The sequence below is a fragment of the Blautia pseudococcoides genome (genome assembly GCF_001689125.2).
GTDB lineage: Bacteria > Bacillota > Clostridia > Lachnospirales > Lachnospiraceae > Blautia > Blautia pseudococcoides.
This window is the reverse complement of the sequence record NZ_CP015405.2, coordinates 3069361-3083167: the sequence shown is the minus strand read 5'-3', so window position 1 is coordinate 3083167 and position 13807 is coordinate 3069361. Positions and strand designations below refer to the sequence as shown.

The window sequence follows — 13807 nt, the reverse complement described above, 5'->3', positions numbered from 1 at the left end:
AGAAATGCATAACGGCAAAATAGAATAACAGATATACAAAAAAATAGAAACAAAATCAGAACTTACAAAATAAACTTGAAAAATTGTTTGTAATGTGTTAGCATATATTCATAGATGAGAACAAATGTTCTATCTGCGGAAGAGGGGATTGGATGTTAGCAGAAGAGTTGAGAGATCTGGCCGCAAAGGTTCAGATACAGAGAGCAGAAGCCCAGTATATAGAAGTAAAAACTGCAAAGGACGGATGTCCAAAGAGACTTTATGATACTTTATCAAGCTTTTCCAATCAGGACAGCGGAGGCATCCTGCTTTTTGGACTTGATGAGAGAGCTGCTTTTCAGGCGGTGGGTGTGTATGACCTGCATGACCTTCAGAAAAAAGTAACAGAACAATGCAGCCAGATGGAGCCGCCGGTACGTGCTGTATTCACCTTTACAGAATACGAAGGGGTCAATATATGTTCTGCCGAGATACCCGCCATTGATCTGGCAGAGCGCCCCTGTTATTACAAGGGCGCCGGTAAAGTGAAGGGCGCATATGTGCGGGTGGGGGATGCCGATCTTCCCATGACAGACTATGAAATATACAGCTATGAGGTTTACCGCAGACACGTGCATGATGATGAACGGACCGTTGAGAGAATTTCAGTGGCTATGCTGGAACGAACAAGGCTCGAACGTTTTCTGAACGATAAAAAAGCGGAGCGCCCCCAATTCTCCATGCTTCAGGAGTCACAGATGCTGGAGATGCTTAATGTGACCAGAGGCGGTATCCCGACTCTGGCGGGAATTATGAATTTCTGCATCTATCCTCAGGGTATTTTTCCCCAGTACAGCATAACGGCAGTTGTAGTTCCCGGTTATGAGATCGGGGATGTGGGGGAAGATATGGAGCGGTTCATGGATAATAAGAGAATCTGCGGGACTATTCCAGAGATGGTAGAGGAGGCTGTGGGCTTCTGCAAGCGCAATATGAAGATAAAGACAATTATCGACCCGGATACGGGCAGGCGGAGGGATAAGGCGGAATATCCGCTGAATGCAGTCAGGGAGGCTGTCCTGAATGCGCTGATCCACCGGGATTACAGTGAGCATACAGAGGGTACACCTGTGCAGATCAACTTCTTTAAAGACCGGCTGGAGATCCACAGTCCGGGAAACCTTTACGGCAGGATGACAGTAGAACAGCTTGGGGTTGCCCGCCCGGATCTGCGTAATCCGGCACTGGCAGTTATGGCAGAGAGCCTTACCGGAGCGGAGAACCGTTATTCCGGCATCCCCACGATCCGCAAGGAAATGGCGGACGCAGGCCTTCCGGAGCCTGTTTTTGAGAACAGGAGGAATGAATTTGTTGTGGTGCTCTATAATGCTTCGGTCAGCTACAGGAATATTGCAGAGCAGCCTTCCGTAGTGAGAGAAAGCGCGCTGTATGCTGTGTGCGGCGATGATACAGGAGAGCTGCAGGAAGATAAAAATATCCGGGATCTGCTGGGATTTTGTGCACAGCCAAGAACTAAAATAGAAATTGCAGAATTTATGGGAGTAAAAACATTATATTATGCTATGAAAAAATATGTGAACCCGCTGCTGCAGAGCGGGGAGCTGGCGATGACTCTGCCGGAAAAGCCCCAGAGTAAGCTGCAGAGGTACTACACAATAGGGATACGCTGACTGTCTGAGAAGGGGGCATGCAGGAGAATGGATAGTCCTCCACAGGGGACTATCCATTCTTCTCTTTAGTGTAAAGCTGCGCGTTTCCGAAGGTTGATAAGTGCAAGAACATCGTTCATGATCTGCTCGTCCCGTACTTCCAGCATCAGCCATTTCTGCCCGTTACCGGTTTTCGTATCCTTGAATACTGTCTGTACATGATCAGAGCAAAGAGGCATCATGAGTTCAGCTTCTGTGAGTTCACTGTTTCCTATAACAACCAGTGCAATAAAATACCCCTGCATTGGATAAAGGGTGCAGAGCGATTTTCCGCTTTTTTTGTATTTGATATTCCAGCCGGCCTGCATGGAGCAGCGGCTGTATTCCATGCGGGGGGCACTGTGGTAAGCTGATTGGATACGATGATGAAACTCCGGCCAAATGGGACTGTTGATATACTCCGAAATTTGTTCTAAAGACGGTTGTTCTTTGTCTGTGTACAGCGATTTCCAATCCATTCCATCTTCCTCCTGCTTTCATACTTATACGGAATCCGGTAGCTGCCTGATGACTCAGAGTCCGGTATATGCAGCCAGTATACTATACAGTGCCGGAGGGAGTCAATATCTGTTACGGAAAAGACTTTTCTTCCGCCTTCCACTGTCCCGCGCCAGACTGCGGTTTGTGCAGTCTGTGTGCATGCTTTTGCTGCTATGAAGCCGGAAGGCTGAATCGTAACCTTCGGTTCCGGAAAACTATATCATCCATTATAAAAGAGGTCTGATACTGTTCAGTGCATTGAGCATTCTGGGGAATCCCATATACGGCATGGCGTGGAGCAGAGCCGCGAGAAGGTCCTCACTGGTGCTGCCGGATTTCAAGGCCCCCGCAGCATGGCTGTAAACCTGCAGGTCAGCACCCCCCAGTGCTGAGAGCAGGACAAAAATAAATAATTCCCGTTCTTTTTCATTAAGGCCTTTTCTGGTGTAAAAGTCACCAAAGCAGAATTCAGTCAGGAACCTGGGAACAGCCTCAGCGTATTCATCCGGCAGATAGGAATATTTTTCACGGATTTCCGAGCCGTAAAGAGGTTCCTGAACTGCAAGCCCGGCCTGATACCGTTCCTTATCCTGTATTGTTTCCTGGTTTTCGAGGGGGAGCGGTATATTTTGCGCCGTATAAACTTCATTCATGGCGGCTATTGCGTTCAGGGTCTTTGGAAAACCAATGAACGGTGCACACTGATAGATAACCTCCCGGATTTCAACCGGTGTGCAGCCCACATGCAGACCGGCTTTTACATGGGATTTTAACTGAGGGAGCGTTTGATTTACTGCCAGGACTGTAATAGTGATCAGTTCTCTTGTACGGTTGTCCAATTTACCTGTGTAACAGACCTCTCCGAAAATGAAGCGCTGCAGTATTCTCATAAACTCCGGGTCAGTACCTTCATTTTTCACAGGTGTAGTGCCGAATAATTCCATAAATTTTTCTTCACATTGCTGGATCCTATTCAATGTATTATCCTCCTTTTATGATAATGGCAGCGGTGCGTGTCTATAGAACTTACAGCTGCGCATATTCCTCATGTGACACCGGTTCCAGCCATTCGTTGAAAGCACCTTTTGCGGGAATCTCAACGGCAAGATGGGTGAACCAGCAGTCAGGTGCTGCCCCATGCCAGTGTTTCACTTCCGGCGGAATATTGACCACATCGCCGGGATGCAGTTCCTTTGCGGGTTTACCCCATTCCTGATAATAACCTCTGCCATCTGTACAGAGCAGGATCTGTCCGCCTTTGTGATGGATGTGCCAGTTGTTACGGCAGCCGGGCTCAAATGTAACATTACCGATGGAGAGGCGTTCTGTTGTCAGCATTTTCAAATAGCTTTGCCCTGTAAAATATTGGGCAAACGCATCATTTTTTCCTCCGATGGGAAAGAGGGGGTTAAATTCAATTTGATCCATGATCATCCTCCTTATGATATCGTATTTTTATTTGGGTACAGTGCGTTTAAGCGGTGCTCCGATGCGCCTGAAATCTGGGTATACTTTTGATTATGGAACCTATTATAGAGGATATTCCGTTGATGGGGAATCATCAGAATGTTAGTATCGTATTAACTGTCCGTTTATACAATGGGGGACAACTGCCCAATCCGCCCATGGGAATGAACCTGTTAATCTGCAAGGCGGTTTTTGATAGCTGGGGGAAATACCGGCTTTTTGATCTGGAGGGGGCCGTCTATAAAGAGAGCAAAGATGTGAAAGAGATGCTGGATTATCTCTTCGGCCTGGTGACTTATCCACACTATAAACTGAAATCTTTAAAAGAACTGGTGCATTTATTGGAAATGACCTACAGGAAAATAAGAGAAAAAGAAAGTATCACAGGTCTGGAGAAAACAGGATGTGAGAGACGAGCCCGCGGGGCGAAATATGAGATCGTTGTGTGAGATGTATTTGCAGAGATGTGGATACATCTCTTTTTGTGTTTTATAGAGGATCATTGGTGGGGATAAGTTACAGGAAAAGAGACCACTGTATAAAGACAGGGACAGGAGATACATGGACAGTCATGAGAAAGAAACTGGAAGACTGCCAAAGTGGGCCGCTGTAAAAAGAAAGGCCCTTTCACTGATCCGGCAGACAGAGTCCTATGTGGAGGAGGGAAAGGAGCAGCCGTTATACTCTCAATGACTGTAAAGCGAAATGGATGTTCAAGACGGCGCGGCGGAAGAGCCGGAACGTGCGGTGGCGATGTAGACAGGGGATACCCTCTGGCAGGATGCTGTGCCATATATCCTGGCGCTGGCCGGGGCGGGATTGATATCCGTGAATTGGCGGAAAATTTTTCGATTATCCGCATAAATGCTATACTTTCAAGCATTTTGAAGTATAACAAAACACTCATTTTACCACGAATTTACCACGATTGAATGATACCATTCTTCCTCACTGTCAAAGAAGTTGTCATAGTGTCCATGTTTCAATTTGGATTTGTAAAAAAAGAAGTAATTATCAATGGTAAAGTACAACTTCTTGTTATGCAAAGAGTTTGATAACTTTCAGTTTGTCGAGCAGTTAATCAAATAGATTAGTCTTCTGTAAAGAAACATTCAGCTTAATGTGACAGGCCCGCTTCAGCACTTCACATTATGTAAAACCCCTGTAACCGGTGGGCTTCTTCCGGTTACAGAGGCTTCAAAGGGGAGGATAAGTATTTCTACTTTTTCTTTTGTAATCCTCGAAGAGCGTCACATCTTTGTGCCTTCCCTCCGTGGACTACTTATAGTATGACCGGAAACAAACGTCCTATACAAAAGAAACAAAAAAAGTTAAAATAATTTTATATACCAGTTTTACCTCTTACAATATCAGGAGGTTTAAGGAGAAAAAAACGGGATTGGGATCATGACATATTTTACACAGATGAAAATCCGACATGCTATGGAAATGCTGGAAAGCGGAACAGGGATCAATGAGACGGCAAAGCGTCTTGGATTCTGTGACAGGAATTATTTCAGCACTGTCTTCAAACGGGTCACAGGCAAATCCCCCGCATCCTTTCTCCGGTGGTCAGGGCTATGACGGGAGTTTATATCTCCAAATCCATATAGAAATTTGTATACGGGTATGTTACAACTATGATATATAAAATACATAAGGAAAAGGAGCCGTTCAGATGGAAAAACTCAGAGTAGGGGTAATAGGACTTGGATGCAGGGGATACAGTCTTTTAAAAGACGTCATGCTGCATAGGATGGATGTGGAAATTGGCAACCGGATGCTGACTCTGAGCTCCATGGCATCGAAAGCAGAGGGGCTTTCGGAGTATCTGGCAGAATATGGGCAGGAAATCCCGGGATTTTCCCAGGGCGATGTGGTGAACACCACTATAAAATGCGCGGGAGGAGAAACGATCCTTCTCACCCTGAACACCACACTTCCCAGATTTTATAGCCGGGACTTTACGGTGTGGGGAACAAAGGGCATGTATGAGGAGGCAACCGATTCTGTATTTTTAAACGGAAAGGACACGGAGTATGACTTTAAATGGAAAGAGCAGTGGGGCAATGCTGTACGGTATGAGGCAGAGTATGAACATCCGGTGTGGAAAAAATTTCTGAATGACGGTATCCGGGGCGGACATGACGGAATGGACTGGCTGGTGTTTGATGCATTTTTTGACAGTGTGAAGAATCATAAACCATGCCCGATCGACGTTTACGATGCCGCTTCCTGGATGTGCATAAGCGCTTTGTCTGAGGAATCTATTGCCCTTGGCGGACAGCCGGCGGCGATTCCTGATTTTACCAATGGCAGATGGATTCTTTAAGGATTGTTAAGGAAATTTATCAGAAAAAAGTAAGGATTGAAAAAATCGGTCATATCGTATATACTATATCTGTCAGGCGTTTCGGGACGCCTCAAAATACGATAATAAGTAAAAGGTGGTAAAGATACATGGCATTATTACAGGAATGGAGAGATGTTGCCTATTCTCAGGAAGCAGACAAAGCGCAGCTGCAGAAATTCTGGACCAACTATTTTCTGATTGAAAAAGGGATCTATGAAAAACTTCTTGCCAACCCGGACGAAGTAGTTCGCGGCACAGTGAAAGACCTGGCAGATAAATTTGAAGTAGAAGTTATGACTATGGTTGGATTCCTGGATGGTATCAATGACAGTCTGAAAGTTCAGAACCCCATTGAGGAGATGGACGAGAATACAGAAGTCAATCTGGGATTTGACAAAGAATTGCTCTATAAGAACATGGTGGATGCGAAAGCAGACTGGCTGTATGAACTTCCCCAGTGGGACGAGATTTTCCCGGAGGAGAAGAAAAAAGAGCTTTATAAAGAGCAGAAAAAGTCCGGCACTATCGTAAAAGGTGCAAAAATCGGACGTAATGATCCGTGTCCATGCGGAAGCGGCAAAAAATATAAACACTGCTGTGGCAGAAATAAATAATTTTTAAGAGGGGCGGTGGAGAACCGCCTCTCTTTGTTTAGAAAGGATGTAACTGTTCAGTACCCTCACAGTTACAGGCAAAAATCCATGCAGAATCGCCCTTGGCGATGGGATTTTTGCTTGGCCGTGGTGCACTTTCTTACGGTCAGCGCAGTGAATGCGCAGACCTGCTGAATCGTTACGAAAGGATACAAATGAAGATTTTATGCATTATTCTGGGGAGCCTCTGCACCTTTTATTTTATAGGCATTGCCGTCTATGCAGGGCTTTCCTCTTTGTTTCCATGTATATGGGCAGCAGGGGGTGTGTTTTTTTACGGAATCGCGGTATTCCTGCATTTAAACAGTAAGCGCGGAATGCTGTCCGGGTTCGCACTCCCTGTGGCCTTGAAAAACGGACTTTTGGTGCTGGCAGCGCTTTGTGTACTTATTTTTGTGGCAGTGGAAGCCTTGATCTTTACAGGAATGTTTCACCAGCCGTCCAAAGATTTGGATTATATCATCGTATTGGGGGCCCAAGTGAACGGCACAAAACTGAGCAATTCTCTGAGACTGCGTGTGGAGCGGGCCAGGGAGTACCTGGAGGACAATCCTGAGACCTGTGCAGTTCTCTCGGGAGGAAAAGGGACAGGGGAGGATGTCACAGAAGCGGAGGCAATGTACCGTTATCTTGAGAAAAAAGGCATCTCCCCCAAGCGCCTTCTGAAAGAGGAACATTCCACAAACACCAGCGAAAATCTGAAATTTTCTCTGGAGATCATTGACACAAAGGAAGATGAGAAAGGTAAAGAGGCATCCATTGGCGTAGTGACCAACAATTTTCACGTGTACCGGGGCGTGGCCCTGGGGAAAAAACTGGGGTGCTCTTATATAGAAGGAATTCCTTCCAAAAGCAATAAATTTTTACAAGTCAATTACCTTGTGAGGGAGTTTTTCGGAGTGGTGAAGGACAAAGCAGCAGGAAACATGTGACTGTTGGAGGGAAAATACAATAATTTTGTAAATCGGAGAGGGAAAAATGTTAAAAATCAGCACGATCAAAGAAAACTGCTTTCCGGCAATGTATCAGCGGGGAAAACTGCTTGCCGAGAAAAAGGCTTATAAAAGTTTCCTGATCGAGGAAGGCGCGGAGGGGATAAAAGAGGTGAGCGCCCAGGTAAAGGGCAGCGGCAGCAAATGGTATGATGTGACGGTTACTTTTGATTCTCATGATGACATTATGGATTATGTCTGCAGTTGTCCGGCATATGGAAATTATTTTGGTATGTGCAAGCACTGCGCGGCTCTGGCACTTGCCTACAGGGACACCCAAACGCCGCGGGATTCCCGGGGGATCGTGGATTTCCCTGTGAGAAACCCAAGAAAACGGGAGACATCAGACACACTGAAAAATACCATTGCTAAGTATGCTGTGCGCGATAACGCGTATCTGCTGGGGGAATATTATGGCCAGGTCCGTCTGGAGCCAGTCATCACAACCTCATATAACTCTTTTCACATAGAATTTAAAATAGGAACGCGCAAACTGTATATCCTGAGAAATATCTGCAAAATGCTGGACAGCGTGGAATATGGCAAATATGATTCTTACGGCAAAAATCTGGGTTTTATCCATGACCGTTCTGCTTTTACCCCGGATGCCCTTTCCTGGATTGACCTTCTGTCTGATTATATGAAAATCCAGTATAATAATATGGAATTCAGTTCCCAGATATACAGCTCGAATTTCCGGAATCTTTCACTGAACAGTTATGGGATAGACAAAGTCATGCAGAAATATATGGACCAGACCATAGAAATAGACGGAACCCCTTACCACGTCAGACGCGGCAATCCGGAGATCAAAATGGAGATTGTCAAAACAGAGGAGCAGGGAGCCAATATTTATCTGCATTCACCAAAGTGGATAAAAGGAAATGTCCACGATTATCTGCAGAAAGACGGCATCATCTACCAGTGCACATCTGATTTTTCAAGAGATATGATGCCGATTGTCAAAGCTTTGAACACGGACAACGTACATTATTATACATTCCAATCCAGGGACCGTTCGATATTTCTCAACCGGGAAGACTATACAGCATTCTGCGGAACACTGCTTCCTGTTCTGGAGCAGTATGCGGATATTCAGATGAACGATATTGATTTTGACGAGTACCAGCCAAAAGAGGCGGAGTGCAATGTGTACCTGAGTATGGATGAAAAGTATCGGGATGCCATTCAGATGCGGGCGGAAGCTATCTATGGAAATACAGTCTGCAATCTGTTTGCAGAGATAGATCCGGCCAGCCAGTACCGTGACATACAGAGGGAAGGGGCCCTGAAAAAATGTCTGGAAGAATATTTCGACATAGAAGAAAGAGCAGGGGAAATCTATGGGTTCTGTACAGAGGAAGATAAAATATATGACCTTCTGGAACAGGGATTTCCGAAGATCCGGGAACTGGCAGCCCTATTTGTGGATGACAAAATCAAGGGGATGCGAATTCTTCCCACCCCAAAAGTCAATATCGGGATCGGCATGTCCGGGGAGTTGCTGAATCTGGATATTCAGGTGGAAGATATGGATCTGAGGGAGATGGAGCAGATACTCTCTGGATACCGCAGACGGAGAAAGTATTACCGTCTGAAAAACGGTGATTTCATCAGCCTTGAGGACAATGGCCTTTCCCTCATCTCCGAGCTGTCCCAGGGATTGGGGTTTGACAAAAATGATTTTGTAAAAGGCAGCTTTTCCGCACCAAAATACCGGGCTTCCTACATAGCCGAAACTTTAAAAGCGCAGACGGGCAAGGCAGATACCAGAAGAAGTCCGGAATTCAAACGGCTCATCCGTGAGATGAACAGCTATCAGGACAATGATTTTGAGATTCCGGAGGAACTTAATGCAGAACTCAGGGAATATCAAAAAAACGGGTTCCGTTGGCTGGCCATGCTGTCCCAGTGGGGGTTCGGCGGGATTCTGGCAGATGATATGGGGCTGGGAAAGACACTTCAGGTCATTGCACTGCTGGAAATGAAGAAAGAGGGCGCCTTGATCATATGCCCGGCTTCCCTGGTCTATAACTGGGAGAGTGAGATCAGCCGGTTCGCACCGGACCTTCCAGTCAGAGTGGCTGTGGGCAGCAGCCAGCAGAGGGAGGAGATCATAAAAAGCGCATCCGGCTCGGAAATACTTGTGACTTCCTATGACCTGCTGAAGCGGGATACAGAGCTGTATAGAGACAGGGTCTTCCCTTATATGGTCATAGACGAAGCCCAGTACATTAAAAACGCGGGCACACAGACGGCAAAAGCAGTGAAGGAAGTACAGGCTGTCCATCGTCTGGCACTGACAGGGACTCCTATAGAGAACCGTCTCAGTGATCTGTGGAGTATTTTTGATTTCATAATGCCCGGGTATCTTTACAGCTACAAAAAGTTCAGGGAAGAGCTGGAACAGCCTATTGTACAGAATGAGGACAAAAATGCCATGGAACGGCTGAAGCATATGGTAAATCCCTTTATTCTGCGCAGAAAAAAACAGGATGTGCTCAAAGACCTGCCGGACAAGTTAGAGAAGACCATCTATGTGAAGATGGAGGAGGATCAGAAGAAAATCTACGATGCCAGAGTCGCCAGGCTGCAGATGGAATTAAGCAGCCAGAGCGAGGAGGATTATCAGGCCCGGCAAATTAAGTACCTGGCGGAACTGACAGGACTGCGGCAGATCTGCTGTTCTCCAAAGCTTTGCTACGAAAATTACAGGGGAGGTTCCGCGAAACAGGAAAGCTGTGTGGAACTGGTTCAGGATTTGGTGCAGGCAGAGCACAGGATACTGCTTTTTTCCCAATTTACCACCATGCTGGAACTGCTGGCCGGAGAGTTTGACAAGGCGGGGATTTCCTATCTCTATCTTTCGGGAAAGAACACCAAAGAACAGCGCCGGGAGATGGTGAAAAACTTCCAGAATGGAGAGACCCAGGTCTTCCTTATCTCTCTGAAGGCAGGCGGCACGGGGCTGAACCTGACAAAGGCGGATGTTGTCATACACTATGATCCATGGTGGAACGTGGCGGCCCAGAACCAGGCCACAGACCGTACCCACCGTATCGGACAGGAGAATATAGTCACTGTCATGAAGATGGTGGTGAAGAACACCATAGAAGAGAAAATCCTGGCCCTCCAGGAAAAGAAGGCCCGCCTGGCCGAAAATGTTATGGAAGGGCAGGCCGTGGCGGACCACAGGATCAGCAGGGATGAGCTATTGGAACTGATAAAATAGTTGACAAAAATATTTCTGCGGCTATAATGAAAGATAGATTCATACAGAAAACGCGATGACAAGACGAGTAAAATGCGGAGGTTCCCAGAGAGGGCGGCATATGCTGGAAGCAGCCTGTTCAGGAAGCATTTGAAAACTACCTTGGAGCGGCCCTGATCCGGCCCGGTGATTCCGTTACCATCAAATGAGTGGTAAACCGGTCCTTCAAAAAAGGACAGTGTACAACAAGGGTGGAACCGCGAGTAATGACAGTTACCCGTCCCTTGCAGTCAGAAATGGCTGCATGGGACGGGTTTTTTGCGGTTTCCGGTCTGCCGCGTGTGAGCAGTACCGAATTGCACAAGAAATATGCCTAGTACAGCGTTGCATAAGTTCCAGTGATATAGCACCCGCTATTTACGCCAGTGCCGCGTTGCCGGAGCTAGTCGTAGGAACCGCTGCGCCGTCGCTTCGGCGCCTTGCACTGACGAAAATATCAGGCACTCTATCACTGTAACTTACGCAATGCTGTACTAGAGAAAAGGAGAAGCAGAGGAATTATGATTATCACATTAAAAGACGGGTCAAAAAAAGAATACGATCACGCTGTGTCTGTCCTTGATATCGCTTCCGATATCAGCGAAGGCCTGGCAAGAATGGCCTGCGCAGGGGAAGTAGACGGCCAGACCGTGGATTTGAGAACAGTAGTGGACAGCGATTGTGAGCTGAGTATCCTGACTTTCAATGATGAAGGCGGCAAGGCGGCTTTCCGCCACACCGCATCCCATATTATGGCCCAGGCGATCAAACGTCTGTATCCGGATGCAAAGCTGGCGATCGGACCATCCGTCTCTGAGGGCTTCTATTATGATATTGACAGGGAAATTCCCCTGACAGCGGAAGACCTGGAAAAAATCGAGGCGGAGATGAAGAAAATTGTGAAGGAATCCCTTCCCATTGAACGCTTCGAGCTTCCGAGAGAGGAAGCCATAGCGTTTATGAAGGAAAAAGAGGAGCCTTATAAAGTGGAGCTGATCCAGGACCTGCCGGAAGATGCGGTTATCAGTTTCTATAAACAGGGAGAGTTCACAGACCTCTGTGCAGGTCCTCACCTGATGACCACAAAACCAGTAAAAGCCTTTAAACTCACAAGCCTTGCAGGTGCTTACTGGAGAGGCAGCGAGAAGAATAAAATGCTTACCAGGATCTATGGCACGGCTTTCACGAAGAAGGCAGACCTGGAGGAACACCTGGCAAGGATCGAGGAAGCGAAGAAACGTGACCACAGAAAACTGGGCAGAGAGCTGAGCCTGTTCATGATGCGCGACGAGGGACCGGGATTCCCGTTCTTCCTGCCAAAGGGCATGGTGCTGAAAAATACCTTGCTGGATTACTGGAGGGAGATCCATACAAAAGCCGGCTACGTGGAAATCTCCACTCCGATCATGTTAAGCCGCCATCTGTGGGAGACATCTGGCCACTGGGACCACTATAAAGAAAATATGTACACAACCGTTATTGATGAGCAGGATTTTGCCATCAAGCCCATGAACTGTCCGGGAGGCATCCTGGCATACCAGTCTGAGCCACGTTCTTACCGGGACCTGCCCCTGCGTATGGGGGAACTGGGACTGGTGCACCGCCATGAAAAATCAGGACAGCTCCACGGACTGATGCGTGTGCGCTGTTTCACACAGGATGATGCCCATATATTCATGACACCGGAACAGATCCGTGATGAGATCAAAGGTGTTGCCAGCCTTATAGACCAGGTTTACAGCCTGTTTGGTTTCAAATACCATGTGGAGCTGTCCACACGCCCGGAGGATTCCATGGGAAGCGATGAGGACTGGGAAATGGCTACGGAAGCCCTGCGCGGCGCTTTAGATGACCTGGGACTGGATTATGTGGTCAATGAAGGGGATGGTGCCTTCTACGGACCTAAGATTGACTTCCATCTGGAGGACTCTATCGGCAGGACCTGGCAGTGCGGAACCATTCAGCTTGACTTCCAGCTTCCCCTTCGTTTTGAATTGGAATATATTGGGGCTGACGGAGAAAAGCACCGCCCGATCATGATCCACAGGGTGGCATTTGGCTCCATTGAGCGTTTCATCGGCATTTTGATCGAGCACTTTGCAGGTGCATTTCCGACCTGGTTATCCCCGGTCCAGGTGCGTGTCCTGGCTATCTCTGACAAATATATGGATTACGGCAAAAAGGTCCTGGCACAGCTTCAGGAGGCGGGGATCCGCGCGGATATGGATACAAGAGCTGAAAAGATCGGTTACAAGATCCGCGAGGCCAGACTGGAAAAAATACCTTATATGGTAGTGGTAGGCGCCAAAGAAGAGGAGGAGGGTCTTGTGTCCGTGAGAAGCCGCTTCCTGGGCGATGAGGGGCAAAAAGATCTGGGTGAGTTTATCACTTCCGTCAAAAAGGAGATAAAAAGCAGAGAGATCCGTGAAGTAAAGGCAGAAGGGCAGAAATGAATTTATAAAAAAATCCATGGTATAAAATCCAGCGGCCGGACGCATACTATTTCCGACGAAATTATAAGGAGGAAATGACTATGCCATTATTAAGCTGTACTGCAAGAACCTGTATTTATAACAAAGATGAATACTGCTCCAAAGGAGATATCCTGGTAGACGGAACCGATGCAAGAGTTGCGGACGAGACCTGCTGCCGCAGCTTTCAGGAAAGAGGAGAATCCGCGTCAAATAAAGCCGCTGCTGATAGCTGCGGATGCCGTACCATTGATGTGGACTGCCGTGCATGTACCTGTACCTTCAACAAAGAAGAGAAATGTCACGCGGACAAAATAACGATCACGGGCGGAAGTGCCTGCGACTGTGAAGAGACAAAATGCGGAAGCTTTGAAAAACGATAAGATGTAAAAAAGGAGCCATACCTGTAACCGAAATTACAGATATGGCTCT

Annotated in this window: 12 protein-coding genes; 9 read left to right on the top strand and 3 right to left on the bottom strand. The window is 47.0% G+C overall.

Going from position 1 to position 13807, the window contains the following annotated elements; translation table 11 throughout:
- Nucleotides 1–152 precede the first annotated feature (152 nt).
- A complete protein-coding gene (locus tag A4V09_RS14740) occupies nt 153–1670 on the top strand; it encodes an ATP-binding protein (protein ID WP_065543019.1) in 1518 nt (505 codons plus the stop codon).
- Between the two features lie 65 nt (nt 1671–1735).
- On the opposite strand, the gene A4V09_RS14735 is transcribed toward A4V09_RS14740, so the two are convergent.
- The 3 genes from A4V09_RS14735 to A4V09_RS14725 all read right to left on the bottom strand — a co-directional run bounded on the left by A4V09_RS14735 (nt 1736) and on the right by A4V09_RS14725 (nt 3623).
- On the bottom strand, nt 1736–2167 hold the full coding sequence (locus A4V09_RS14735) for a DUF3788 domain-containing protein (RefSeq protein ID WP_065543018.1): 432 nt from the start codon (nt 2165–2167) through the stop codon (nt 1736–1738).
- A 249-nt stretch (nt 2168–2416) separates the two neighbouring features.
- Nucleotides 2417–3166 (bottom strand): carboxymuconolactone decarboxylase family protein, encoded by a 750-nt coding sequence (locus A4V09_RS14730; RefSeq protein WP_065543017.1) that lies wholly within the window; start codon nt 3164–3166, stop codon nt 2417–2419.
- 49 nt (nt 3167–3215) lie between these two features.
- Nucleotides 3216–3623, bottom strand: a complete 408-nt coding sequence (locus A4V09_RS14725; RefSeq protein ID WP_089280620.1) for a cupin domain-containing protein — start codon at nt 3621–3623, stop codon at nt 3216–3218.
- Between the two features lie 116 nt (nt 3624–3739).
- Here A4V09_RS14725 and A4V09_RS14720 point away from each other — a divergent pair, with 116 nt between their 5' ends.
- The 8 genes from A4V09_RS14720 (at nt 3740) to A4V09_RS14680 (ending at nt 13758) form a co-directional block, all read left to right on the top strand.
- Nucleotides 3740–4105: a hypothetical protein gene (locus A4V09_RS14720; RefSeq protein ID WP_065543015.1), complete on the top strand. Its 366-nt coding sequence runs from the start codon at nt 3740–3742 to the stop codon at nt 4103–4105.
- A 958-nt stretch (nt 4106–5063) separates the two neighbouring features.
- A complete protein-coding gene (locus A4V09_RS14710) occupies nt 5064–5240 on the top strand; it encodes a helix-turn-helix domain-containing protein (RefSeq protein WP_242963847.1) in 177 nt (58 codons plus the stop codon).
- A 94-nt stretch (nt 5241–5334) separates the two neighbouring features.
- Nucleotides 5335–5988, top strand: a complete 654-nt coding sequence (locus A4V09_RS14705) for a hypothetical protein (protein WP_330396434.1) — start codon at nt 5335–5337, stop codon at nt 5986–5988.
- A gap of 128 nt (nt 5989–6116) precedes the next feature.
- Nucleotides 6117–6623 (top strand): SEC-C metal-binding domain-containing protein, encoded by a 507-nt coding sequence (locus tag A4V09_RS14700; RefSeq protein WP_065543013.1) that lies wholly within the window; start codon nt 6117–6119, stop codon nt 6621–6623.
- A gap of 107 nt (nt 6624–6730) precedes the next feature.
- A complete protein-coding gene (locus tag A4V09_RS25480) occupies nt 6731–7594 on the top strand; it encodes a YdcF family protein (RefSeq protein ID WP_242964139.1) in 864 nt (287 codons plus the stop codon).
- 46 nt (nt 7595–7640) lie between these two features.
- Nucleotides 7641–10886 carry an SNF2-related protein gene (locus tag A4V09_RS14690; RefSeq protein ID WP_065543012.1) on the top strand — a complete coding sequence of 1082 codons (3246 nt, stop codon included), beginning with the start codon at nt 7641–7643 and terminating at the stop codon, nt 10884–10886.
- A gap of 539 nt (nt 10887–11425) precedes the next feature.
- Nucleotides 11426–13357: a threonine--tRNA ligase gene (gene thrS, locus A4V09_RS14685; RefSeq protein ID WP_065543011.1), complete on the top strand. Its 1932-nt coding sequence runs from the start codon at nt 11426–11428 to the stop codon at nt 13355–13357.
- An 80-nt stretch (nt 13358–13437) separates the two neighbouring features.
- A complete protein-coding gene (locus tag A4V09_RS14680) occupies nt 13438–13758 on the top strand; it encodes a DUF1540 domain-containing protein (protein ID WP_065543010.1) in 321 nt (106 codons plus the stop codon).
- Nucleotides 13759–13807 lie beyond the last annotated feature (49 nt).